The sequence below is a fragment of the Novosphingobium sp. genome, from assembly GCF_025351285.1.
Taxonomy (GTDB): domain Bacteria; phylum Pseudomonadota; class Alphaproteobacteria; order Sphingomonadales; family Sphingomonadaceae; genus Novosphingobium.
The window spans coordinates 12291-36764 of sequence record NZ_JANXWG010000038.1; the positions used below are offsets into that span (position 1 = coordinate 12291).

Sequence of the window (24474 nt, forward strand, 5' to 3'; positions counted from 1 at the left end):
CTAGGAATGTTTCATAGTTGACGAATCATCGATCCCGGCCAGAGCCGGACGGAACGGGGCAGCATCACATGAACACTCGACGGCTTAATGGATTGACCATCCTGGTCACCGGTGCGGCGCAAGGCATCGGGCTGGCTGCCGCCACCCTTATGGCACGCGAAGGCGCCGATATTGCAGCGGTCGATCTGCCGAACGCCGATTGGGCAGCGCTGGAACAAGCGATCGACGACACGGGCCGCAAGCTGGTGCGGATCGGCGCGGATGTAGGTGACGAGACGGACTGGGCCCGGATCGAAGCGACCGTGCGCAAGGAATTCGCCGCGCTTGATGTGTTGTTCAACAATGCCGGCATTTCGGGACCAAGCACCCCGCTTACCGACTATCCGCTCGCGGCATTCGACCAGGTGATGCGCGTCAATTGCCGCGGTGTGTTCCTGGGATTGCAAAGTGCGGTTCGGCTGATGGGCGAAAGCGGCGGCTCGATCATCAACACCTCGTCGGTTTCGGGCCTGGGCGGTGGACGCAACCTGATTGCCTATAACGCCAGCAAGCACGCGGTGATCGGGCTGACCAAAGTGGCGGCGGTCGAGCTTGCCTCGCGCAAGATCAGGGTCAACGCGATCTGCCCGGCGATGACCGAAACGCCGATGATGCTCGGTGCGGGAGCCGGGCGATCGCCCGAGCAAGCGTCCGCGATTCGCAATCTGCTGACGGCGATGATCCCGATGGGGCGCTATGCGATGCCCGACGAGATCGCAGCGGTGGCGGTGTTCCTCGCCAGCCCGGAATCATCATTCGTCACCGGGGTTGCCCTGCCGGTCGACGGCGGGCTGAAGGCACAATAAGCCCGGTTGGGCGGACTGCATTCAGGGCTTCGCGAATTGCCGACCAAGCGACTCCATGCTGCCGTCGAACAGGCAGAGGATGATCTCCTCGACTTTGTCGCGGCTGATGTCGCCGCGGCTGATCATTTCGCCTGCTGCGCCGGTCATCGCCATGGACAATTCGGTTGCCACCTTGGCCACGCGCAAAGGAACCTGGTGCGTTTCGGCCATCTGCCGCGCCAGCGAATTGACGATCCGCGCACGCTCTGCCCGATCATGCTCCTCGAACGCGGCGGCGACGTTGGGCTCGTTCAGGAGCCGCTGCAGCAGAACGCCGTTTTCCTCGAAATAGCGCAAGTAGGTGCGCGTGGTGTTCTGGATCCGGCCCTTGAAATCGCCCGCACGCCCGACCGCCGACGATTGCTGTTCACTCAGCCGGCGCTGCTCGCGCAGCAGAAGGGCTTGCAGCAAGGCGGTTTGGTTCTTGAAATAAGCGTAGACGAGCGCCTTGCTCACCCCGGCCTCGCGACCGACGCGCTCCATTGACACCGCCGACACACCTTCGCGCGCGATCAACACCGCGGTGCGGTCGAGGATCATGTTCTTCCGCTCTATGGGGTCCAGCCGCTGGCCCGGCGACTTTGCGGGTTTTGTTTTTGTCATTGTCCTAACCTGGTGCCTGAATTGCGGTCAGCCATCAGTACGAGCGTTAGTGGCCAACTCGCACTCTAGCAAGTTTACACCAACAGCCATTGTCGGCGACTGCGAACCGACTCGATGCATGGTGAAGATCAATCTGGCAGGCAATTTTTTCTGTCCAAACTGCTGATGCACCGTTTTGGTAAGTGCATCGCTTGTCGTGCATGATTTGTCGCATCGACAGGACCTACATGAACCAATGGCGGCTAAATTTGATTGGCACTCCAAAGGAGCAGTTCCGGAGTGTCCGCATTAGCTGACCTTTAATCCTGGTCGGCTCGGAACGTCGACTGCTCGTCCAATGGGTTCCAGAGGGATGCAAGGACCCAAGCGGCTGCGGTTCCCCCTCAAGCTGATTGTCCGTTTTGGTCCAGACTCGTTCGAAAAAAGCCGCGCGTAAAGTGGGCACCGGAGTGGGCACGAAGTAAAAAAAACTCGAATTTATTCAATAAAATCAGATATTTTTGGCGGAGCGGGAGGGATTCGAACCCTCGATACGCTTTTGGCGTATACTCACTTTCCAGGCGAGCGCCTTCGACCACTCGGCCACCGCTCCGCATGCTTGGAGAGGGGCGCCTAGCCGTTGCGGAGGGCTTTCGCAAGGCGTGGTGCGGTGGCAGAGTGCAGGGATGAAAAAGCTCATCCCGCTCGCCTCGCTGGCCCTGCTGATGCAGAGTACCGTTGCTCCCCCCGTGCTGGCGCAAGCCTCAGCCGCGATTGCGGCCGGGCGCGCTGCCCCATCGCCGCTGGCGCCGAGCGAAATCGTCGCCGCGGCGCCCGCGGGCGACTGGACGCCGATCGCGGCGGCGGACTTGCTGGTGATGACTCTGGCGCCCGACGCAAAGGGTGCTGCGCGGCGGGTGGTGATCCAATTGATGCCGCCGCCGTTATCGCAAGGGTGGGTTGGCAACATCCGCAAGCTCGCCGCCGCGCATTGGTGGGACGGGCTGAGCGTCAACCGCGTGCAGGACAACTATGTCGCGCAGTGGGGCGATGCGAATGCGGAGGAAAAGGCGAAGGCGAGGGCGCTGCCGAGTGGATTGGCGGTGGTGCCGGAGAGTGAGTACTACGGTTTCTCGCCGATGGAAGTTTTCTACACAATTCGTACTTTGAAGACGCCATCGGCGGTGCGAACAAAGGACGCTTATGCCCCGGTGAGCAGCTTCGTTCGTGGTTGGCCGGTAGGAATAAACGACGGCGGCTACCGGTTCCGTGGCAAAGTACCCCGCCGAGTCGTTGCGGACCCGCCGCCAGCGCCTGCGATCTGGCCCGTCCACTGCTACGGCATGGTCGGCGTTGGCCGCGATCTTTCGCCAAACACGGGCTCGGGCGCCGAACTCTACACCGTGATCGGCCACGCGCCGCGGCATCTCGATCGCAATATCGCGCTGGTTGGCCGTGTGATCGAGGGGATCGAGCACTTGTCCTCGCTGCCGCGCGGGACCGAGGCGCTGGGGTTCTACAACACCGCTGCCGAGCGCACGCCGATCGTTTCGATCCGGCTGGGTGTCGAGGTGGCGGATTTGCCGCGATATGAATACCTTTCGACCGAGAGCGGCAGCTTTGCGAAGTATGCCGATGCGCGGGCCAATCGGCGCGATGCGTTCTTTATTCGGCCGGCGGGTGGGGCGGATATTTGCAACATTCCGGTGCCGGTGCGGCGGGTGAAGTGATTGGAACTGCACTCAGTTGAAGAAAGTGCCCACCCCCAGCCGCTGTTCCTTCGAAACGCCTTCGGCTCCCCGCAAGCGGGAGGGGGGCGATACGTTGCTTCACACGGGGCCGTTGTGGCGGTGGACCACGCCGGCCGCACCGGCGGCCTGGTATTTCGTCACGATCGACGGAAAGGCGGGCGAGGCGCTTTCGGCGATCGCGCTGATGCGGCGGCTCGAGGGCGGGCGCAAACCGGGGTGGGGTTCGCTCAAGACTACCGTTACTGTGGACGACAGCCGGTGGAGCACGTCGGTGTTCCCGTCGAAGGATGTGGGCTGGATGCTGCCGATCAAGGCTGCGGTGCGCAAGGCCGAGGCACTGGGCGAGGGCGATCAGGTCTCGCTCGAATTCGAGATGTGAGGCTCCAACAGTTCGATGCGGTTGCCGAAGGGATCGTCGACATAGATGCGGTCGAAGCCTTCGAGCAATTCGTCGTCACGCACCGTGCAGCCAGCCGCCTTGAGCCTTTCAGTCAGCCTTGCCAGCCCGTCGACCAGCAGCGCGGGATGCGCCTTGCGCGCCGGGCGAAAATCGGCCTCGACGCCCAAGTGGAGCCTGACCGCCTCACTTTCGAACCAGCAGCCGCCACGCACAGCAAGAGCGGGCGGCTTGGCGCGTTCTACCAGTCCGAGCAGGCCGACATAGAACGCGCGTGCCGCATCCTCTTTGCCCAGCGGCATCGCCAGTTGAACATGATCGATTGCCCGCAGCGTCATGTCCGCTCCGCCTGCGCCACCGCGTCGCTGGCGCGCAAGGCTGCGACGATGCGGGTGAGGTGGGCCAGGTCGGTCACCTCGAAATCCACCTCGTAAGTGCCGAATGGATCGTCGCGCTGGACCATGCGCAAGTTGGTGACGTTGGCCAGGTTCGAGGCGAATATCCCGGTCATTTCCGCCAGCGTGCCCGGGCGGTTGTAAAGCACGGTGCGCACCCGCCCGACCGCGCCGTCGCTGCGTTTGTCCCACGACAAGTCGATCCAGTCGGCATCGACACCATCGGCAAGCGACAGGCAGTCGATCGAGTGGACTTCCACGCCGCGGTCCTTGTGGCGCAAGCCCACGATGCGATCGCCTGGCACCGGGTGACAGCAATCGGCAAGCTGGAACGCCATGCCCGGGGTCAGCCCGCGCACCGCTACGGCGCGTTGCTGCTTGGGCCAGGCGGCCTGTTCGGGCAAGCCGACGGCGCTGCCGGGCAGCAGCGCTTCCATCACCTGCCGATCATCCAGCCGGGCCGAGCCGATCGCCACCATCAGGTCTTCTTCGGTGGCGAGCTTGAGGCGCTTGAGCGCTTCCTTCAGCGCTTTCTTGCCGATCTTGCTGGGCAGCCGCTCGGTAATTTCCTCGTAGAGCTTGGTGCCGATCGCGGCGATCTCCTCGCGTTCCTTCTGGCGCACCGCGCGGCGGATCGCGGCGCGCGCCTTGCCCGTCACGACGAAGCCCAGCCATGACAACTGCGGGCGCGCGGTGCGGCTGCGAATGATCTCGACCACGTCGCCGTTGGTCATCTGCGTGCGCAGCGGCATGTGGCGGCCGTTGATCTTGGCGCCCACCGCTTGCGCGCCAAGATCGGTATGGACCGCGAAGGCGAAGTCTATCGGGGTCGCGCCCTTGGGCAACTGGTAAAGCGCGCCCTTGGGAGTGAAGGCGAAGATACGGTCCTGGTAGATGGCCAGCTTGGTGTGTTCGAGCAGTTCTTCCGCGTCGTGGCTGGCTTCGACGATTTCGAGCAGATCGCGCACCCAGCCGACCTGGCCGTCCGGCTGAATTGTCCGGTTCGGGCCACCCTGCTTGTAGGCCCAATGCGCGGCAAGGCCATATTCGTTGGTGCGGTGCATTTCGTGCGTCTTGATCTGCACTTCCACGCGCATCGATCCGCCGTAGATCAGCGAAGTGTGGACGCTTTGGTAGCCGTTCATCTTGGGGGTGGAGATGTAATCCTTGAACTTGCCCGGGATGCACTGCCAGTTGCGGTGGAGCAGGCCGAGCGCGCGATAGCAATCGTCGGCGCTGTCGGTCAGCACGCGGAATGCCATGATATCGGTGATCTGTTCGAAGCTGACGTGGCGTTCGGCGATCTTCTTCCAGATCGAATAGGGATGCTTTTCGCGTCCGGTCACTTCGACCCGCAAGCCCGATTCGGCCAGCGACTGCTTGATTTCCAGCGCGATCTGACCGACTTGCGCGCCCGCCTGCTCGCGGATCGAGGCAAGCCGCCCGGTGATCGTGGCATAGCCTTCGGGTTCGAGCTGTTCGAACGCCAGCAACTGCATTTCGCGCATATATTCGTACATGCCCACGCGCTCGGCCAGCGGCGCGTAGATATCCATCGTTTCCTTGGCTATGCGGCGGCGTTTGTCCTCGCTTTTGATGTAATGCAGCGTGCGCATATTGTGCAGCCGGTCTGCCAGCTTGACCAGCAATACGCGCAAGTCCTCGCTCATCGCCAGGAAGAACTTGCGCAGGTTTTCGGCCGCGCGCTCGGTATCGGTGAGCGTCTCGATCTTCGAAAGCTTGGTCACGCCATCGACCAGCCGCGCCACATTCGGCCCGAACAGCTTTTCGATTTCCGCCGTGGTGGCGAGCGTATCTTCAACCGTATCGTGCAGCAGCGCGGTGACTACGGTGTCCTGATCGAGCTTCAGCTCGGTCATCAGCCCCGCCACCTCGATCGGGTGCGAGAAATAAGGGTCCCCGCTCGCGCGCTTCTGTGATCCGTGCTTCTGCACGGTATAGACATAGGCGCGGTTGAGCATGGCCTCGTCGGCCCCCGGATCATAGGCCAGCACACGTTCGACGAGTTCGTATTGACGCAACATCAGGCCAGTGTGCGGGGGCGAGGGGGGCTAGGGCAAGGCCTTATCCGCCCGATTGCCAACAACTAGGTATTAGCAGGTGGCGGTGTGGCCGATCCGCACACCGATCGACGCGCCGAATAGCGCACCGATCAGCACACCAGCCAGCTCCGGCCACCTGCTTCAAATCAAGACGTCAGTGGCCAAGCGCGGTCAGGACCGCAACCACGACCAGCGCCAGGTTGGGCACCATCGTGGTGATCATGCCGATCGGGCGGCCTGCGGAAAAGTTGCCATCCATGCCGATGGCGTGGCAGATCCGGCCAATCATGTAGACCGCGCCGAGCGGCGCCAGCCACATTCCGCCTTTGCCCGCAGCTTCGATTGCCGCGAACAGGATCAGCGAAAGCGGCACGTTCTCGACGAAATTGGCCTGCGCGCGCATCCGCCGCATGACCTGTTCGTTGCCACCATCGCCGACCGAGATCTTGAGCGTGGTGCGCAGCTTGCCGATCCGCATGCTCAACCAGAAATTGATCAGCACGGCGGCCGCAGCCAGGCACAGAGTGGTCTTGAGTAACAGCATCGCGATCCCCCATTGGTGGCGCCGGCATAGCTGCCGTGCCATTATCCGCCGCGCACCGGTGACCCCCTGCCGCCGTCGTGCGCGAACGATCGCGGGTGACTAGCCCCCCGGTGCTTGCAACGCACGCGAAATTCGATATAGGCGCGCCTTCGCTGCCCCCGGTTCCCGCAACCGGATGGCTCTATACTTCATTACCAGACTCCGCAGGAACAGGTGCCGCAATGGCCGTCCCAAAACGCAAGACATCCCCTTCACGCCGCGGCATGCGTCGCAGCCACGATTCGCTCACGCCCGACGCATTCCATGAATGCTCGAACTGTGGCGAACTCAAGCGTCCGCACAATTTGTGCAACGCTTGCGGCCACTACAACGGTCGCGAAATCCTCGCCATTCCGGCTTAAAAGCCGGGCACTGGGGGAGGTGCTCGTACCATGACATTGCCGCGGATCGCCATCGATGCGATGGGCGGCGATGAAGGGGTCCGCGTGATGATCGAAGGCGCGGCCCTGGCCCGCCGGCGCCATGATCGCTTCCAGTTCCTGTTGGTGGGTGACCAGGCGCGCATCGAAGCCGCGCTCGAACAGCACCCGAACCTGCGTGCCGCATCAGAAATTCTCCACGCTGACGATGTTGTCTCGGGCGACGAAAAGCCGACTCAGGCGCTTCGCCGTGCCAAGACTACGTCGATGGGCCTCGCGGTCGATGCGGTGAAGCGCGGCGTCGCTGGCGCTGCGGTCAGCGCGGGCAACACCGGTGCGCTGATGGCGATGGCCAAGATGTCGCTGCGCACGATGCCGGGGATCGACCGGCCCGCGCTTGCCGCGTTGCTGCCCACGCTCGGCAAGAACGATCTGGTGATGCTCGATCTGGGCGCCAACACCGAATGCGATGCGCGAAACCTGGTGCAGTTCGCGATCATGGGCGCCGCCTATTCGCGGATCGTGACGGGCCTGGCCGAACCGCGCGTGCGGTTGCTCAACATCGGCAGCGAAGAAACCAAGGGCACCGGCGAACTGCGCGATGCCGCCACCCAGCTCAAGATCGCCACCGCCGAACTGGCGATGTCGTTCGATGGCTTCATCGAAGCCGACAAGATCTCGCGCGGCGATGTCGACGTGGTCGTAACCGACGGGTTTTCGGGCAATATCGCGCTCAAGGCGATCGAAGGCGCAGCGCGCTTTGTGGGTGACCTGTTGCGGCGCAGCTTCATGAGCTCGCTGCGGTCCAAGTTCGGGTTCCTGATTTCGCGGCCGGCCACCAAGCTGCTCAGCCACCACCTCGATCCCAACAACCACAATGGCGCAGTGTTCCTGGGCCTCAACGGCATAGTCGTAAAAAGCCACGGTTCGGCCAGCGCGGCTGGCGTGGCCAACGCGGTTGCTGTCGCGGCGCGGTTGCTTGAAGAAAGTCTGACCGAACGGATCGCCGCCGATCTCCATCGCGTCGGCGCCGACGTGATCCGCAAGCCGGTCGCGCGCAGCGGACCAAGCCACGAGCCCCGCAGCGGAGCAAGTCATGAGCCCCGCAGCGGAGCAAGTCATGAGGACGCAGCGTGACTGAGCAGACGGTTCGGCGCGCGGTGATTTGCGGCAGCGGCTCGGCGTTGCCGAAGCGCGTTGTCAGCAACGCCGAACTAGCGACCACCGTCGATACCACCGATGAATGGATCGTCGAGCGCAGCGGCATCCGCCAGCGTTATATCGCTGGAGAGGGCGAAACCACCTCCACGCTGGCGATCGAAGCCGCCACCAAGGCATGCGAAGCGGCCGGCTTCGATCCGGCGTCGATCGATCTGATCGTGCTGGCCACCGCCACGCCCGACCACACCTTTCCGGCGACGGCCACGCAAGTCCAGCACGCACTGGGTGCGCACGGTGGGATCGCTTTCGATGTGGCGGCGGTGTGTTCAGGCTTCCTCTACGCACTGGGCGTGGCGGATTCGATGCTCAAGACCGGCATGGCCAGACGAGCGCTGGTGATCGGCGCCGAGACTTTCAGCCGAATTCTTGATTGGGAAGACCGCACCACCTGCGTGCTGTTCGGCGACGGCGCCGGCGCGATCGTCCTCGAAGCGCAGGAATTTGCGGCCGACGATGCAACCGCGCCGGGCGTGATCGCCACGCGCCTTCACGCCGATGGCCGCTACAAGGACATGCTGCTGGTCGATGGCGGCCCGTCGACCACCGGCACCGTCGGCAAGTTGCGCATGAAGGGCCGCGAGGTATTTCGCCACGCGGTCGTCAACCTCGCCACCGTGCTGCAGGAAGTGTTGACCGACGCGGAATTGACCGCTGCGGACATCGACTGGGTCGTCCCGCATCAGGCCAATGCGCGCATCCTCGATGCCACCGCGCGCAAGCTCGGGCTCGATCCGGCAAAAGTCGTGGTCACGGTGGACAGGCATGCCAACACCAGCGCTGCGTCGGTGCCGCTCGCGTTCGATGTTGCGATTCGCGATGGGCGGATCAAGGCAGGAGACCTGGTGATGTTCGAAGCGATGGGCGGCGGCTTCACCTGGGGCGCCACGTTGGCCCGGATTTGAAACTATCCATCGGTGAGTCGCTTGCTGCAACCGATTGTAGAAATCTTGTCGTGCTGCGTTGCTATCGCATAGAGACCTGATAAGCTTACAAGCGGGTTGTTTTGGAAATTTGTGGAGAGACGGCGCCATGCGCTCTGTCGGTACGCTTACTCGCGCAGATCTCGCGGAGAGCATCAATCGCCGTGTCGGATTGTCGCGTGCTGATTCGCTCAGCATGGTCGAAGGCATTCTGCGCCACATGTGCGAAGCCCTGTCCGAAGGTGAAAACGTAAAGATTTCAGGCTTTGGCACGTTCCTGCTGCGCGACAAGACCGAGCGCGTGGGACGCAATCCCAAGACCGGGGTCGAAGTGCCGATCACCCCGCGCCGGGTGCTCACCTTCCGCGCCAGCCAGATGCTGAAAGACCGCATCGTCGCCGGCAAATGAGCCAAGGCGTGCCCGAATCGGTTGATGCCAAGGCGCCTGAAGCCTTCCGCACGATCGGTGAGGTCGCCGCTTTGCTCGGGGTACGCCAGCACGTCTTGCGCTATTGGGAAGACCAGTTTCCGCAACTGCGCCCGCTGACCCGCGCCGGCAGTCGCCGCTATTATCGCCCGGGCGATGTCGCGCTTGCGGCTGAGATCAACCGTCTGCTCCACAGCGAAGGCTTCACCATCCGCGGCGCAAAGCAATTGCTGGCCGCGCGGGGTGGCAAGTCCGCGTCGGTCGATGCTGTCCCGGTCGAGCCTGAAGTCGCTGCCGATCCAGCCATCGCAAGCTACTTGCGCGTGCTGCGCAACCGGCTCGCATCGGCCCTGGAACGCGATTCCGCCGCAGCCTAGTCGATCAGTTCCGGCCCCAGCGACGGATCGAGATCGCGCGGCCGGGTCAATTCGACCATCGCGGCGGTGCCTTCCTGCAAATCGGCCCAACGATCGATCGGCAATTGCAGCACCGCGAACGTCGCGGTCGGGAACTTGATTTCGACTTCGTCGCGCAACGGGCTGGAACCGTCATCGGGCACCAGGTCGAAAATCACGTCCTCGGTGCCGGGATTGTGGCCGACCAGCAGCACGCTCGGCAGCGAATCGGGCAATTCGCGCAGCAGTTCGATCAGCGTCTGCGAACTGGCGAGATAGATCCGCCGGTCCCACTCGATCGCAAAGCTGCGGCCCCAGGCTTCGCCCGCCAGTTCGATCGTTTCGGCCACGCGCACCGCCGGGCTGGCGATCACCCGCGCGAACGGGTAGCCGGCGGCCTTGATATGCTGGCCCATCAGCCGCGCGCCGCGTGCCCCTCGTTCGTTGAGCGGCCGGTCGAAATCGCGGGCGCGCGCGTCGGTCCAGTCGGACTTGGCGTGGCGAAACAGGCCGAGGGTTTTCACACAAGTCTCGCTTCGGGGAGGGTCGCTTGCGGACCAGAAACACCGCCAGAAGAAACACTGGACGCCACGCTTTGTAAAGCAGCATCCAGCGTCACCCGTCGGATCGGCGTGCCTGGCGGGAACGCGCCTAGCAGCCGGCTGGGAAATGCCGCTGAAAGCACGACGAAAGTTCCATGATCGTCGGCCGAACGGATCAGGCGACCAAACGCCTGCGACAGCTTGGCGCGAATCAGCCGATCGTCCCAGGCTTGCCCGCTACCGCCTGATGCGGCGAAAGCGGCACGGCGAGCGCGGTGGAGAATCGACGGCTTGGGCCACGGCACCTGCTCCATCACCACCAGCCGCAGCGAATGGCCCGGCACATCGACCCCGTCGCGCAAAGCATCGGTGCCGAGCAGAGAGGCGCGCGGATCGTCGCGGAAAATGTCGACCAGCGTGCCGGTATCGATCGGATCGACGTGCTGCGCGTAAAGCGGCAGCCCATCGCGTGCCAGCCGGTCGGCGATCCGGCCATGTACCGCGCGCAGCCGCCGGATCGCGGTGAACAGCCCCAGCGCGCCCCCGCCCGATGCCGCGATCAGCCGCGCATAAGCCGCCGCCAGCGCTGAAATGTCGCCCTTGGGCACGTCTGTCACGATCAGCACTTCGGCCTGGTTGGCGTAATCGAACGGGCTGTCGGCCGAAAAGCGGAACGGCGGCGAATCGAGGTGCGCCGCCCCGCTGCGTTCGATCGCGGCGGTCCACGCTGCGCCGTCGCCCAGCTCGACAGCCGCCCCCGATTCGCCGACGCGATCGCATAGCGTGGCGCTGGTAACCAGCGCGCCATGCGCGGGCTTCAACACCAGTTCGGCGAATGGCTTGGTCGGGTCGAGGTAATGGCGGTGCAGCCCGAAATCCCATTCGCGCCCTTCCGATCGGTCGACTGCCAGCCAATCGACGAAGCTCGGATCAGCCGGGCCGCCCAGCCGCGCCAGCAAGGCGATCCACCCCGACAGCAGGTCGCTGCGCCACTGGATCGCTCCGCGCGCACCTTCGATGCGCGCGCGGGCTGGGCCGTCGAGCCAGTCGGGCGGCTCGCTGACGATCGCCTCCAGCCGCAACGAGAGCCGCACCAAAGGCTGGCGTAGCGCCTCCAGCGCCGCTTGCGCAGCGGTGGTTGCCTCGATGAATGCGCCATCCAACTGCGCAGCTTCGGTCTCGAGCCCATAGCCCGATTCCTGTCCGCCGCTTTCATCGCGCGCATAAACCGTGGCGCGGGTGGCGGCGAGCAGCGCTTCGACCGGACCCCACGGCGCGTTCTCGCTGATCCGTTGGAGCCATCCTTCACCGGGCAGCGCATCGGCGGCGGCGCGTGCATCGGCAATCGCGCGGCCGCCGTCATCGTCGTAGCTGGCAACATCGGCCAGCCGTGCCGCCAGGCCCCGCCGTCGCCCGCGCGACTTGCCCTCGGGCCCGATCACCCAGCGGCGCAGTTCAACGGTTTCGGCGCCGGTCAGCGCGGCGGCGAAAGTCGAATCCGCCGCGTCGAACAAGTGGTGGCCTTCGTCGAACAGGATACGCGTCGGGCGTTGCGCGGCATCGCGTCCTCTGGCGGCGTTGACCATCACCAGCGCGTGGTTGGCGATCACCAGTTCGGCCTGCGCCGATCCGCGCGCGGCGCGTTCGATGAAGCATTTGCGGTAATGCGGGCAGCCGGCATAGATGCATTCGCCGCGCTGGTCGGTCAGCGCGGCGATCCCGCGCCGGCGGAACAGCGGGCCGAGCCAGCCGGGCAGATCGCCGCCGATCATGTCGCCGTCCTGGCTGTAGCCGGCCCAGCGCGCGACCAGTTGGGCCATGATCGCAGGCCGGCCGGTGAAGCCGCCCTGAAGTGCGTCTTCGAGGTTGAGCAGGCACAGATAGTTCTCGCGGCCCTTGCGCACCACGACGGCGGGCTTGCCCCCCCCTTTTTCATTGGCGCGGGTTTCCGAGAACGCGCGGCGGCTTTCGCGGCGAAGCTGGCGTTGCAGGGCCTTGGTATACGTCGAAACCCAGACCGTGCCGCCCGATGCCTGCGCCCACAGCGCGGCGGGGGCGAGATAACCGAGCGTCTTGCCGGTGCCGGTGCCGGCCTGCGCAAGCAGCATGTTGGGTTCGCGCTCGCGCTTGCGGGGGGCGAAGACCTGGCCGACTGCTTGCGCATAAGCCTGCTGCCCGGGGCGGACTTCGGACCCGGCGCCGGTCAGTTCATCGAGCCGTGCGGCGATCTGGGCTTCGGTCAGCCGGACTTGCGCGGGCTGGGGGCGTTCGGGCGCTTCCTCCCATTCGGGCAGGCGCGAGAACAGCCAGCGTTCGGCGCGTTCGGGCTGCCTGATGTGCGGGCTGAGCAGCCCCGCCCACGGCCAGCGCAGCCGCGCCAGCGATTGCAGCGCGCTCCATGCGCCCTCACGCTCGGCCCATTCGGCGCTTTCGCACACCGCGAACAGTGCGGCGGTGGCTTGCTGGAGCAGCGCGGGCATATGTTCGTCGCCCGCCGGTTCGGGCAGGCCCAGCGCGTGCGCCAGCCCCTTGGGTGTAGGCACCATGAACTTGGCCGGATGGATAAAGGCGTACAATTCGAGCAAGTCGAGCCCCGACAGATCGGGATAGCCCAGCCGGCTCGCCACCAGTGGCGCGTTGAGCATCAGCAGCGGTGTATCGGCGGCGGCGGTGATCGCATCGCCTTTGCCGACGCCCCGGGTCGAAGTCGATTCACGCAGCCAGCAGCCGCCGTGGCTGGCATGAAGCGCGGGAATCGAGGTGGCCTGCATCGGGCGACCCTAGAACGGAACTGGAACAGGGGGCAAGCGTGCGCGAAGCCGGGGCTTGCGCTTGTCGCCCAAAGCCGCAAAAGCCGCGCGATGACTGATGAAGCCCTGATTGCCGCCGCCCAAGTGTCCAAGGCCTGGCCGTTCGAGGAAGCGCGCAAGCTCCTCAAGCGTTACCCGAACGGGAAGCCCGACGCACCGGTGCTGTTCGAGACCGGTTACGGGCCATCGGGCTTGCCGCATATCGGCACGTTCCAGGAAGTGTTGCGCACCACGCTGGTCCGCCGCGCCTACGAGACTTTGACCGGCGGCGCGCCGACGCGGCTGGTGGCGTTCAGCGACGACATGGACGGTTTGCGCAAGGTGCCCGACAACGTGCCGAACGCCGATATGCTGCGCGAACACCTGGGCAAGCCGCTGAGCCGCATTCCCGATCCGTTCGGCAAGTTCGAGAGTTTTGCCGCGCACAACAATGCGATGCTGCGGCAATTCCTCGATCGCTTCGGCTTCGAGTACGAGTTCGTCTCGTCGTCCGATCGCTACAATTCGGGTGCGTTCGATGCGGCGCTGGCGAATGTGCTGCGCCACTACGATGCGATTCAAGGCGTGATGCTGCCGACATTGCGCGCCGAACGCGCGGCGACCTATTCGTCGGTGCTGCCGGTCAGCCCGACGACAGGCGCGGTGCTGCAAGTGCCGGTGACCGTGATCGATGCCGAGGCTGGGCTGATCCGCTTCGACGATGGCTGCCAAACGGTCGAACAATCGATCTTCGGTGGGCGGGCCAAGCTGCAGTGGAAGGTCGATTGGGCGATGCGCTGGGTCGATCTGGGCGTCGACTACGAAATGTACGGCAAGGACCTGACCGACAGCGGCGTGCAATCGGGCAAGATCGCGCGCATTTTGGGTGGCCAGAAGCCCGAGGGGCTGATCTACGAACTGTTCCTCGATGAAAACGGCGAGAAGATCAGCAAGTCCAAGGGCAATGGGCTGACGATCGAGCAATGGCTCGACTATGGCAGCAACGACAGCCTGGGCTTTTACATCTATCGCGAGCCCAAGAGCGCCAAGTCGCTGCATCCCGGCGTGATCCCGCGCGCGGTGGATGAATACTGGCAGTTCCGTGAAAAGATCCCCGCGCAACCGGTTGAGCAACAACTGGGAAATCCCGTGTGGCACCTGCTGCGTACGAACGGCTATCAGGGCGGCGCGGGTGATACCTTGCCCGTCACTTACGGCTTGCTGCTCAACCTGGTCGGCGTGCTGGGCGCGGGCGCGACGCGTGAGCAGGTGTGGTCCTATCTGGGCAATTACGTTACCGATGCCGACCCGGCCGCGCATCCGCAAATCGATACGCTGGTCGACAAGGCCATCGCCTACAACCGCGATTTCGTGGCGCCCACGCTGGTGCGGCGCAAGCCCGAGCCCAACGAGGCGAGGGCGCTAGCCGCGCTCGATGCTGCATTGGCGACGCTGGGCGAGGGGGCGAGTGCGGAAGATATCCAGACGCTGGTTTACGAAATCGGCAAGGATGAAACGTTCGAATTCAGCGGCTTGCGCGACTGGTTCAAGGCGCTTTACGAAACCCTGCTGGGATCGTCACAAGGCCCGCGCATGGGCAGCTTCATCGCGCTTTACGGCGTGGCCAACACCCGGGAACTGATTGCGGAGGCCCTCGTTCCGGCTTGATGCCACTGGACACCAGCCCCGAAGCGCTTGCCGAAGAACTGCTGGGCCGGTCTTTCGAAGACCTCGACGAAAGCGAGCAGCGCGCGTTGCAGCGAGTGGCCTCGAGCAAGATCGAGCTCGACGACGACGAGCACGAGTTCATCAACGTCAAGCTGGGCGATCGCGTGGCCGATCGGGTGGCGCGCGTCGGCGGAAGCTGGGGTTTCATCATCGTATTCGGCTGCGTGCTGTTCGGCTGGATGCTGATCAACAGCGCCGAAGGCCAGCGCCTGGGCACGGTGTGGGACCCATACCCTTACGTGTTCCTCAACCTGATGCTGTCGACCGTCGCCGCATTCCAGGCGCCGGTCATCATGATGAGCCAGAATCGCGAGGCCAAGAAGGACCGCATTTCCAACCGCCACGATTATGAAGTGAACTTGCGTACCACGGTCGAATTGCTCAAGCTGCACCGCAAGATGGATGTGCTGATCGCGCGGATGAGCCGGTTCGAACAGCGCGCCGAACCGGTGATCAGCAACGCTGTGGACGAGGCGAACAACAAGGCCGACTGAATGGGCCTAGCGCACCGCGGTGATGGGTGCGCCACCGCCACGCGCGATCCAGCGATCGATCTTCGCTTCGAGCACCGGCAGCGGCAGCGATCCCGAATCGAGCACTTCCTCGTGGAACCGGCGGATGTCGAAGCTTTTGCCCAGCGCGGTTTCGGACTGCTTGCGCAGCCTTTGTATGGTCAGTGCACCCAGCTTGTACGCCAGTGCCTGGCCCGGATTGGCGATGTAGCGCTCCACCTCCGCAGTTGCGTCGCTGCGGCCCATGCCCGAATTGGCGAGCATGTAGGCGATGGCCTGGTCGCGGGTCCAACCTTTGGTGTGCAGGCCGGTATCGACCACCAACCGCATCGCGCGCAGGATTTCATCGTCGAGCGTGCCCCAGTGCTGCCACGGGTCCTTGTAGAAGCCCATCTCGTAGCCGAGCGTCTCGGCATAGAGCGCCCAGCCTTCGACGTAGGCGGTATTGCCGCCGAACCGCTGGAAATCGGGCAGGTTTACGTTCTCCTGCGCCAGGCTGATCTGGAAGTGATGCCCCGGCGCACCTTCGTGAAGATAAAGCGTAGTCACCCCGGTCAGGAACCGGCTCTTGAGATCGTACGTGTTGTAAAAGAACGTGCCCGGGCGGCTGGCGTCGGCGGCGCCTTCGCTATAGCTGCCGCCGGCTTCGAATTTGGCGCGGTATTCGGGGTAGGCCTGGATCGACAGCGATGTGCGCGGCACGTGGAGGAAATAGCGCGGCGCAGCATCATCCACCGCGCGGCCGACCTTGCGGAAGCCGTCGGACAATTGTCCTGCGTTTTGCGGATGATAGCGCGGATCGTTGCGGATGTTGTCGAAGAACGCGGATAGCTTCCCGGTGAAGCCCATTTCGGTTTTCACACCATCCATTTCGGCATGGATGCGCGCGACTTCGTCAAGCCCAAGCTGGTGGATCTGCGCCGGCGGCATATCGAGCGTGGTGTGTGCGCGGACCAGTTGGCGGTATAGCGCCGGGCCACCGGGCATGGCCGATAATCCCACGCTGGTGCGCGCGGCAGGCAGATATTCATCGTGCAGGAAGCCGCGCAACCGTTTGTAGGCGGGAAGCACGTCATGTGTGAGGACGGTGCGATAGTCGTTCGCCAGCCGTGCGCGCGTAGCCGTGTCGAAGCTTTTCGGGAACGCATTGACCGGTTCGAGGAACGGCGATTTGTCGAGCGGTTGCGCCAACAGGCCATCGATCTGCGCGATCATGTTCTGCACGGTCAGCCGCGGCTCGGTCTGGCGCCCGGCCAGACCTTCGCGGAACCGCGCGATCGCATTGTCGAGCACCGTGGCGAAGGCCTTGTTGCGCGCCAGGGTGGCTTCGTAATCGGTGACGGTGCGGAACGGTTGCGCGCCTGCGCCCGAGGCGATGCCGGCGTATTCTACGTGGAACCCGCCAAAGTGATCGAACGGCTGGACGCTGGTGATCGCAACGATCTCGGGGCGCAGTTCATCGCGTTCTTCGAGCTTCATCGCGCGGAACACGTCGAGCGAAATCCGGTGCGCCGGATCGAGTTGTGCGGGCTGGAATTGCGCAAGGCGCGCCAGTGCGCGCGTATTGAGCGCGCGACGCCGCGCCGCCAGTGACGGCGTGTACAGCAGCCGCAACTGATCGGCGCGCACCGGCTCTCCGCGTTCGAGCGAACCGATCGGATCGAGCGCGGCGCCAGCGCGCTCCTGCTGCGCGAAGAACTGGTCCAGCTCGGCATCGGCGGCGGATTCGGCCGCATATACGGGCATTGCGGCCGTCAACAGCGCCAACGCCATCATTACATTGCGCCCGTTCAAGCCCAAGGCCGCGACCGATACCACTTGGTCATCACATATTTGACACCGGCCTTGACCGGGGTGCCGGCGTGCAGGCTCGACAAGTTAGGCGTGCCGTCCGGCTTCATGTTGTTCCACACCAGCAGCGCGCCGGGCTGCGCGGGAACCGATAGCGGCAGGCGCGGAAAGTCGGTCGATCCGCCTTCCTCGACCGCGCTCAGATACGCCATCGCGGTCCAGCTCCGCTGCCCGCCGCGCGTGGTTTCTTCGGGCCAGTAGCTGGTGTTGGTATTGAAGAAATCGAAGTGCGCGCGAAATTCCTGGCTGACCTGATAGCGCTGGCCCTGGATCGTCTCGCCAAGCTGAGGCTCGATGCCGAGCAAATCGTCGATCCGGCGCTGGATCATCAGGATGAACGGATCGGTGGGATCGACATCGCCCGAATAGCTGGTGCGCCCGCCATCCTCGTTGTTGTTGTACGTGGGCGAGGGGCGGGCAACCGAATCGACCATCCGGCACAACCGCTCGCACTGGGTGGGCGACAGGAAATCGCCGACACCGTAGATTTCGAGATCGTCGACCGGCAGGCGATAGACCGACGGATCATCGGCCAACCGCGCGCGCACTTCGTGGCCCAACCGCTGCAGCGCGGGGGCATCGCTGTTGTCGACCTTTTTGAAGCGTTTGGCTCGGAGCATGGCTACAAGGTTCATGCCGCAATCGCGTATTCTGAGCAAGAGGCCCCCGTCCTTGCGGGCGGAGGCCTCAGCGTGGTCTTGGCGTTGTCGCTTACCAGAAGAAGTCGTGGATCTCGTCGACCACTTCGCCGGTATAGACGTTCACCAGCAGCACGTCATCGTAGTAGCGCACCCAGCGATACGGACCCGATGCCGGGGGCAGGCGGTAGTAACCGGGATCGCCGATCCAGTAGTTTTCACCGAAGAACGCCTGATCGAGGAAGAACCCTATGCCCAACTGGCGGTACGAATAGCCGTTATAAGGCGCATAGTACCGGCCGCCGCGGAAGATGTCGCGGTTTTGGCTGCGATAACCCTGCCAGTTGTAGCGCTGGTCCCGCCGCCAACCGTTGTTCCATGCCTGGTTCTGCCCGCGGTTGTACTGGGTTCCGCGATACTGGTTGCCCTGGTACTGGCTACCGTAATGGCCCTGATACTGGCCACGGTTGCCGTCGCGATATCCTTCGCGCCGGTCGCCACCGTAAGCGCGGTTGCGCTGCCCATCGACATAACCCTGGTTGCGGCCCTGGTACTGTCCACCCTGCCAATTGCGGCCATCCGCGCCGCGTTCGGCCCTTTCGCGCTGGACGGGAACGGCTTGCGGAGCCTGGGCCTGGCCCTGATAGCGGCCCTGCCAACCGGTTCCGGGCTGCGGAACGGCCTGCGGCACACCTTGCGGCCGAGCCTCGGTCTGGCCCTGACTCTGACCCTGATTCTGGCCCTGCCAGCGACCTTGCCAACCACGCTGCGCCTGACCTTGGGCCTGCGCTTGCTGCTGGGCCTGGACTTGGGCCTGGTACTGTTGCTGACGCTGCATCTGCTGCGGCATCTGCTGTTGGCGCTGCACCTGCTCGGCCTGCGGCCGCACCATTTCCGGGGTGCGTTCGCGGTTGGAGCCGCCGCCACCACCACCACCACGTTGCTCGCCGCGGTCACCGCGCTCGTGCCCGGCATCCTGCGCATGGGCGATGCTCGGCAGCGCAACCGTGGCGGCTGCCAGCGCCATCAGGGCGGAAGTTTTCAGAATAGTCGTGCCGGACATCGCCGTTCTCCATTCGCTCGTGCCGCAAGGGGCGGCCTCGTTGAAACCGATGTAGGCGAGTCGCGCTGACACGATACTGAACGGGTTGTAAGGCCTCCTGTTCATATTCGTCGCGACTTGTCTGAACGTGCTTCGGGTCAACGTCGGCCTGCACAAGCTGGTTCCGGGCCGGAGTTATCCTATCGCGTCAGCTTCTTGTATGCCAATCGCGTCGGCCGATCCGCCGCATCGCCCAGACGGCGGCGCTTGTCTTCTTCATAGGCCTCGAAGTTGCCTTCGAACCATTCGACGTGGCTGTCGCCCTCGAATGCCAGGATGTGCGTGGCGAGGCGATCGAGGAAGAAGCGATCGTGGCTGATCACCACCGCGCAGCCGGCGAAGTTCTCGATCGCCTCTTCCAATGCGCGCAGCGTTTCGACGTCGAGATCGTTGGTCGGTTCGTCGAGCAGCAGCACGTTGCCGCCGGTCTTCAGCATCTTGGCGATATGCACGCGGTTGCGTTCGCCGCCCGACAGCTTGCCGACGTTCTTCTGCTGATCCTGGCCCTTGAAGTTGAACGCGCCGACATAAGCGCGCGTGCTCATGTCCTGCTTGTTGACCTTCATGTAATCGAGCCCGTCCGAGATTTCCTGCCACACGTTGTTGGTGGGGGTCAGGTGATCGCGGCTCTGGTCGACATAGCCCAGCCGGACGGTCTGGCCGATCTCGATCGTGCCTTCGTCGGGGGTTTCCTGCCCGGTGATCAGCTTGAACAGCGTGGATTTGCCCGCGCCGTTCGGCCCGATCACCCCGACGATGCCGCCCGGCGGCAGCAGGAACGACAGGTTCTCGAACAGCAACTTGTCGCCATAAGCCTTCGACAGGTTCTTGGCCTCGATCACCTTGCCGCCCAGCCGTTCGGGCACCTGGATGACGATCTGCGCCTTGTTGACGATGCGGCTTTCGGACGATTGCACCAGTTGGTCGAACGCCTTGATCCGCGCCTTGCTCTTGGTCTGGCGGCCCTTGGTGCCCGCGCGAATCCAGTCGAGTTCGTCCTTGATCGCCTTCTGCTTGCTGGTGTCCTCGCGCTCTTCCTGCTCCAGCCGCTTGCCCTTGGCCTCCAGGTAAGTCGAATAATTGCCCTCGTAAGGGAAGTATTTGCCGCGATCGAGTTCGAGAATCCAGCCGACGACATTGTCCAGGAAATAGCGATCGTGGGTGATCATCAGCACCGCGCCGGCGTATTCTTTCAGGTGGTTTTCCAGCCAGTTGACGCTTTCGGCATCGAGGTGGTTGGTCGGTTCGTCGAGCAGCAGGATGCCCGGCTTCTGGATCAGCAGCCGGGTGAGCGCGATGCGGCGTTTTTCACCGCCCGAAAGGTTGTCGACCGCCCAGTCGCCCGGCGGGCAGCGCAGCGCTTCCATCGCGATTTCGAGCTGGTTGTCGAGCGTCCAGCCATCGACCGCGTCGATCTTGTCCTGCAGTTCGGCCATCTCGGTGCCGAGCGCGTCGAAGTCGGCGTCATCCTCGCCCATCTCGATGCCGATCTGGTTGAAGCGGTCGACCATGTCGGCGGTTTCGCGCGCGCCGTCCTTGACGTTTTCCAGCACGGTCTTGCTGTTGTCGAGCTGCGGTTCCTGCTCGAGATAGCCGACGGTGATGTACTCGCCCGGCCAGGCTTCACCGGTGTAATCCTTGTCGATCCCGGCCATGATCTTGATCAGCGTGGATTTGCCCGCGCCGTTGGGCCCGACGATGCCGATTTTGGCGCCCTGGTAGAATTGCAGGCTGATGTTGCTCAACACCGGCTTGGGCGCACCGGGGAAGGTCTTGGTCATGTTCTTCATGACATAGGCGTACTGGGCGGCCATCGGCGTCCTTACGGGATCGTTGGAGCGGGGAGGAGTTTTGGTTCGACGCGCTCATACAGGGGCGGACGGCGGCTCGCAAGCGGGGGTAGCGGAGGCTCTAACCCGCCGTCCGTTCCTTGAAGAACGCGATCACCGTTTCCTCGACCGACTTCGTCACCGAGCCCGGTTCATCGATCAGGTGGAAGGTCAGCACCGAATGCGGGTCCATCGGCGCTTCGGTACTGGCATCATCGTCGGTCAGTTCCACCGCCTCGAAGCGATCGCCGAAAGTGTCCTTCAGCATCGCGAAGCGTTCGTCGGGAACGAACTTGTCGCTGGTGAAGCGCAGTCCCATCATCGACAGGTCCTCGGTCTCGAAGCGCGCCTTGGCGCAGGCGATTTCTGCCGCGCTGCTGTCGATCATGCCGCGCCCCTTCTTGCCCAGCGGCAAGGACGGTTGCGACAGCACCGGTGCTACCACCGCGGGTTCGGTCATCATCGCCAGCGCAAATCCGCCGGTGAAGCACATCCCAACTGCGCCCACGCCGCGCCCGCCGCAATCGGCATGGGCTTTCCTGGCAAGCGCGCGCAGCCAGTCGACGATCGGGCTGGACCGGCCGTTGGCCCAGACGTTGAATTCGCGCCGCACGCAAATGCCCAGGAGCATCTGGCCGAGCGCATAAGCCTTGGACGGCACCCGGCCATCGGTCCCGAACAGGCTGGGGAGATAAACCGTCATCCCCGCCTCGACGATCCGATCGGCAAAGCGCACGACTTGCGGGTGCAGATTGGGCATTTCGTGCATCACGATCACCGCCGGACCGGTGCCCTTGCGATAGACGTTGCGCGTCCACGGCCCGTCAGTGAACGCAAACCGTTCATAGCTTGCCAGCACGTTCGATACGCTCGTGTCCGTCATTCCTGTTCCCCATGCCGACCCACACTCAAGCTGGCGCAATCGCAGCCCCGCGTCTAGCGTTGCCCGAAATCAGGAGAGGATTCGCCCATGCTTACCGTCCACCACCTTGGCATCTCGCAGTCGGAACGTATCGTCTGGCTGTGCGAGGAACTCGGGTTGGAATACACCTTCAAACGCTATGAACGCCGCGCCGACAACCGCCTCGCGCCTGATGACTACAAGGCGCTCCACCCGATGGGCATCGCGCCGGTCATCACCGATGGCGATTTCGTGCTCGGCGAAAGTGGCGCGATCTGTGACTACATCAACATGAAGTACGGCCAGGGCAAGCTCACACCGCCGGTCGACGATGCCGATTTTGCCGATCACCTGTTCTGGTTCCACTGGTCGAACGGCACGTTCATGGCCACGCTGATGATGCAACTGGTGCTGTCGATGACCAAGGACGAAGGCGGTTTCGCCACAGGCTTCGTTACCGACCGTTCGACCAAGGGCTGGGCGATGATCGAACAGCGGCTGGGCGAAGCGGAGTTCTTCGGCGGCCGGCACCTGACGCTGGCAGACATCATGATGGTCTACTGCCTGACCACCAGCCGCGCTTTCCGCGATTCCACGCTCGACGCATTCCCGAACATCCAGGCCTATCTCGCCCGCATCGGCGCGCGACCTGCGTATCAGCGCGCGATGGCCAAGGCAGAGCCCGGGATGGCGCCACTGTTGAAGTAACGAAACCCTTCGTCACCCCCACCGCGATCGGGGGTGACGAAGGCCTTGCCCGACCGGCTCCCCGCCGATAGGCACGGTTTCATGCGAAACAAACTGCTTGCGCTTGCCGCGCTCTCCGCCCTGATCCCCGCCGCTGCCCATGCCGAGGATGCCGCCAGGAACATGGGGGGCGATGTGGCCTGGGACATCGTCTCGGGACTGACCACCGAGATCGGCCAGCGCCTCGCCGGCTCCCCGCGCGAAGCGGCGGCGCGCGATTGGGGCAAGGCGCGGCTGGAGAAGCTGGGCTTCGTCAACGTCGCGATCGAGCCGTTTTCGATTCGGGGCTACGTCCGCGGCACCGATGCCGCCATGCTCACCGCGCCGGTGCCGCAGCACCTGGCCGTGGCCGCGCTCGGCTACAGCGGCACCACGCCCGATGCCGGAATCGAGGCTGAAGTGGTCTATTTCCACACGCTCAACGATCTCAAGGCCGCGCCTGCCGGTTCGCTCGCGGGCAAGATCGCCTTCATCGACCACGCCATGCGCGCCAACCAGGACGGTTCGGGCTATGGCCCATACGGCCAGGTGCGCCGTGTTGGCCCGTCGATCGCCGCCAGCAAGGGCGCGGTGGGCGTGGTGATCCGCTCGGCCGGCACCGATCACAACCGCGATCCGCACACCGGCGCCACCAACTGGGCGGCGGGCGTCACCCCGATCCCGGCCGGCGCGCTGAGCAATCCCGATGCCGACCTGATCGCGCGCACCGTCAGGCTGGGCAAGCCGCTGCGGCTGACGCTGACGCTGACAGGGCATACGCAGGACGGGCTGCCTTCGGGCAACGTGATCGGCGAATTGCCCGGCCGCGATCCGAAACTGCCACCGGTGCTGGTCGGCTGCCACCTCGATTCGTGGGATCTGGCGACCGGCGCGATCGACAACGCCGCGGGCTGCGCGATCGTCACCGCCGCCGCGTTGAAGGCACAAGCGGGTGGCAAACCTTTGCGCACGATCCGCGTACTGTGGGCAGGCAGCGAGGAACTCGGCGGTTTCGGCGGCGCGGCATATGCCAAGGCGCACGCCGCCGAACCCCACGCGCTGGCGATGGAAAGCGACTTCGGTGCCGACCGGGTGTGGAAGGCGCGGATCAACCTTGCCCCCGCCGATAAGGCCACGGCCGATGCGGTGATCGCCGCGCTCAACCCGATGGGCATCGTCGCCTCGGTCGATGTGGCCCAGGGCGGCACCGACGTCGAGCCGATCATCGCCGCGCAGCACTTGGCCGTGATCGACATGGCGCAGGACGGTACCCGCTACTTCGATTTGCACCACACGCCGGACGATACGCTCGACAAGATCGACCCCGCGCAACTGGCGCAGAATGTCGATGCCTGGGCGGCCGTGCTGAGGGTGGTGGCCAACGCGCCCAGCATCGCGCCGGTGACCTCGGCAAAGTAGGCTCGGCGCCATAATTCGACGGTACTCGAAATATAGATTGACGCAGGAGCGCCGATCGATATTTCGAGCCGCGTCGAAAGGTTGCGCGTGTGTCCGATTCCGATCTCCAAATATGGGCCGTCGATGCGCTTGGCGCGCTCGCGCATGAAACGCGGCTGGTGGTGTTCCGCATGCTGGTGCAGGCCGGCCCCGATGGCCTGATCGCGGGCGCCATTGCAGAGCGGGCAGCGGTGCCGCCCTCTACGATGTCGCACCATCTCGCCACGCTAGAACGCGCAGGTCTTGTCCTGTCCGAGCGCGAGAGCCGCACGATCCATTACCGCACCGATTTTGCCGGAATGCGCCGCCTGCTCGGCTTTTTGCTGCAGGATTGCTGCAACGGCGCGCCCGAGATGTGCGCCGATCTGCTTACCGGACTCGATTGCAAAGCTTGAGGAAA

At 64.2% G+C, this 24474-nt stretch carries 24 protein-coding genes and 1 tRNA gene; 13 read left to right on the forward strand and 12 right to left on the reverse strand.

Annotated elements, in window-relative coordinates:
- Positions 1-68 precede the first annotated feature (68 nt).
- Positions 69-845 (forward strand): SDR family oxidoreductase, encoded by a 777-nt coding sequence (locus tag Q0R16_RS04410; protein ID WP_295632500.1) that lies wholly within the window; start codon positions 69-71, stop codon positions 843-845.
- Positions 846-866: 21 nt separating this feature from the next.
- Here Q0R16_RS04410 and Q0R16_RS04415 read toward each other — a convergent pair whose 3' ends face one another.
- The gene (locus Q0R16_RS04415; RefSeq protein WP_295632504.1) at positions 867-1487 is read right to left on the reverse strand and encodes a TetR/AcrR family transcriptional regulator; all 621 of its coding nucleotides are present in this window, start codon (positions 1485-1487) and stop codon (positions 867-869) included.
- Between the two features lie 501 nt (positions 1488-1988).
- Positions 1989-2079 (reverse strand) — tRNA-Ser (locus Q0R16_RS04420).
- A 73-nt stretch (positions 2080-2152) separates the two neighbouring features.
- Here Q0R16_RS04420 and Q0R16_RS04425 point away from each other — a divergent pair.
- Both Q0R16_RS04425 and Q0R16_RS04430 read left to right on the forward strand, forming a co-directional pair.
- Positions 2153-3196, forward strand: coding sequence for a peptidylprolyl isomerase (locus Q0R16_RS04425; RefSeq protein ID WP_295632507.1), 1044 nt, complete (start codon positions 2153-2155; stop codon positions 3194-3196).
- 94 nt (positions 3197-3290) lie between these two features.
- The gene (locus Q0R16_RS04430; protein WP_295632510.1) at positions 3291-3596 is read left to right on the forward strand and encodes a DUF1905 domain-containing protein; all 306 of its coding nucleotides are present in this window, start codon (positions 3291-3293) and stop codon (positions 3594-3596) included.
- Here Q0R16_RS04430 and Q0R16_RS04435 read toward each other — a convergent pair.
- The 3 genes from Q0R16_RS04435 to Q0R16_RS04445 form a co-directional block, all read right to left on the reverse strand.
- Entirely contained in the window at positions 3569-3952 is a 384-nt protein-coding gene (locus Q0R16_RS04435) for a VOC family protein (protein WP_295632513.1), read from the reverse strand. The two genes, Q0R16_RS04430 and Q0R16_RS04435, sit on opposite strands and share 28 nt — an antisense overlap.
- The gene (locus Q0R16_RS04440; protein ID WP_295632517.1) at positions 3949-6054 is read right to left on the reverse strand and encodes a bifunctional (p)ppGpp synthetase/guanosine-3',5'-bis(diphosphate) 3'-pyrophosphohydrolase; all 2106 of its coding nucleotides are present in this window, start codon (positions 6052-6054) and stop codon (positions 3949-3951) included. The genes Q0R16_RS04435 and Q0R16_RS04440 overlap by 4 nt, the downstream gene beginning before the upstream one ends.
- Before the next feature lie 172 nt (positions 6055-6226).
- The gene (locus Q0R16_RS04445) at positions 6227-6616 is read right to left on the reverse strand and encodes an MAPEG family protein (RefSeq protein ID WP_366857106.1); all 390 of its coding nucleotides are present in this window, start codon (positions 6614-6616) and stop codon (positions 6227-6229) included.
- Between the two features lie 221 nt (positions 6617-6837).
- Between Q0R16_RS04445 and rpmF the strand changes: the two genes are divergently transcribed.
- From rpmF to Q0R16_RS04470, 5 genes are all read left to right on the forward strand, one after another.
- Positions 6838-7017 (forward strand): 50S ribosomal protein L32, encoded by a 180-nt coding sequence (rpmF, locus tag Q0R16_RS04450; RefSeq protein WP_295632520.1) that lies wholly within the window; start codon positions 6838-6840, stop codon positions 7015-7017.
- A 30-nt stretch (positions 7018-7047) separates the two neighbouring features.
- Positions 7048-8172, forward strand: a complete 1125-nt coding sequence (plsX, locus tag Q0R16_RS04455) for a phosphate acyltransferase PlsX (RefSeq protein ID WP_295632523.1) — start codon at positions 7048-7050, stop codon at positions 8170-8172.
- Positions 8169-9158: a beta-ketoacyl-ACP synthase III gene (locus Q0R16_RS04460; protein WP_295632526.1), complete on the forward strand. Its 990-nt coding sequence runs from the start codon at positions 8169-8171 to the stop codon at positions 9156-9158. The genes plsX and Q0R16_RS04460 overlap by 4 nt, the downstream gene beginning before the upstream one ends.
- 127 nt (positions 9159-9285) lie before the next feature.
- Positions 9286-9585 carry an integration host factor subunit alpha gene (locus Q0R16_RS04465; protein WP_295632530.1) on the forward strand — a complete coding sequence of 100 codons (300 nt, stop codon included), beginning with the start codon at positions 9286-9288 and terminating at the stop codon, positions 9583-9585.
- Between the two features lie 8 nt (positions 9586-9593).
- Positions 9594-9980, forward strand: a complete 387-nt coding sequence (locus tag Q0R16_RS04470; RefSeq protein ID WP_295632533.1) for a MerR family transcriptional regulator — start codon at positions 9594-9596, stop codon at positions 9978-9980.
- Here the strand turns inward: Q0R16_RS04470 and Q0R16_RS04475 are convergent.
- Both Q0R16_RS04475 and Q0R16_RS04480 read right to left on the reverse strand, forming a co-directional pair.
- On the reverse strand, positions 9977-10522 hold the full coding sequence (locus Q0R16_RS04475; RefSeq protein WP_295632537.1) for a histidine phosphatase family protein: 546 nt from the start codon (positions 10520-10522) through the stop codon (positions 9977-9979). The genes Q0R16_RS04470 and Q0R16_RS04475 overlap by 4 nt on opposite strands.
- Entirely contained in the window at positions 10519-13311 is a 2793-nt protein-coding gene (locus Q0R16_RS04480) for an ATP-dependent DNA helicase (protein ID WP_295632541.1), read from the reverse strand. Before Q0R16_RS04480 ends, Q0R16_RS04475 begins: the two co-directional genes overlap by 4 nt.
- A gap of 90 nt (positions 13312-13401) precedes the next feature.
- Here Q0R16_RS04480 and Q0R16_RS04485 point away from each other — a divergent pair, with 90 nt between their 5' ends.
- Together Q0R16_RS04485 and Q0R16_RS04490 are read left to right on the forward strand one after the other, a co-directional pair.
- The gene (locus tag Q0R16_RS04485; protein WP_295632543.1) at positions 13402-14997 is read left to right on the forward strand and encodes a lysine--tRNA ligase; all 1596 of its coding nucleotides are present in this window, start codon (positions 13402-13404) and stop codon (positions 14995-14997) included.
- Entirely contained in the window at positions 14997-15551 is a 555-nt protein-coding gene (locus tag Q0R16_RS04490; protein ID WP_295632545.1) for a DUF1003 domain-containing protein, read from the forward strand. The genes Q0R16_RS04485 and Q0R16_RS04490 overlap by 1 nt, the downstream gene beginning before the upstream one ends.
- A gap of 6 nt (positions 15552-15557) precedes the next feature.
- On the opposite strand, the gene Q0R16_RS04495 is transcribed toward Q0R16_RS04490, so the two are convergent.
- The 5 genes from Q0R16_RS04495 to Q0R16_RS04515 form a co-directional block, all read right to left on the reverse strand.
- The gene (locus Q0R16_RS04495) at positions 15558-17315 is read right to left on the reverse strand and encodes a DUF885 family protein (RefSeq protein WP_295632550.1); all 1758 of its coding nucleotides are present in this window, start codon (positions 17313-17315) and stop codon (positions 15558-15560) included.
- 44 nt (positions 17316-17359) lie between these two features.
- The gene (locus Q0R16_RS04500) at positions 17360-18040 is read right to left on the reverse strand and encodes a 2OG-Fe(II) oxygenase (protein ID WP_295632554.1); all 681 of its coding nucleotides are present in this window, start codon (positions 18038-18040) and stop codon (positions 17360-17362) included.
- 91 nt (positions 18041-18131) lie between these two features.
- The gene (locus Q0R16_RS04505; RefSeq protein ID WP_295632557.1) at positions 18132-19121 is read right to left on the reverse strand and encodes an RcnB family protein; all 990 of its coding nucleotides are present in this window, start codon (positions 19119-19121) and stop codon (positions 18132-18134) included.
- A gap of 179 nt (positions 19122-19300) precedes the next feature.
- A complete protein-coding gene (gene ettA / locus Q0R16_RS04510; RefSeq protein ID WP_295632560.1) occupies positions 19301-20974 on the reverse strand; it encodes an energy-dependent translational throttle protein EttA in 1674 nt (557 codons plus the stop codon).
- A 97-nt stretch (positions 20975-21071) separates the two neighbouring features.
- Complete coding sequence (locus Q0R16_RS04515) at positions 21072-21872, reverse strand: dienelactone hydrolase family protein (RefSeq protein ID WP_295632563.1); 801 nt, start codon at positions 21870-21872, stop codon at positions 21072-21074.
- Positions 21873-21959: 87 nt separating this feature from the next.
- Here Q0R16_RS04515 and Q0R16_RS04520 point away from each other — a divergent pair, with 87 nt between their 5' ends.
- The 3 genes from Q0R16_RS04520 to Q0R16_RS04530 all read left to right on the forward strand — a co-directional run bounded on the left by Q0R16_RS04520 (position 21960) and on the right by Q0R16_RS04530 (position 24469).
- Entirely contained in the window at positions 21960-22598 is a 639-nt protein-coding gene (locus Q0R16_RS04520) for a glutathione S-transferase family protein (protein ID WP_295632566.1), read from the forward strand.
- An 81-nt stretch (positions 22599-22679) separates the two neighbouring features.
- Entirely contained in the window at positions 22680-24035 is a 1356-nt protein-coding gene (locus tag Q0R16_RS04525) for a M28 family peptidase (RefSeq protein ID WP_295632569.1), read from the forward strand.
- 89 nt (positions 24036-24124) lie between these two features.
- Complete coding sequence (locus tag Q0R16_RS04530) at positions 24125-24469, forward strand: metalloregulator ArsR/SmtB family transcription factor (RefSeq protein WP_295632572.1); 345 nt, start codon at positions 24125-24127, stop codon at positions 24467-24469.
- Positions 24470-24474 lie beyond the last annotated feature (5 nt).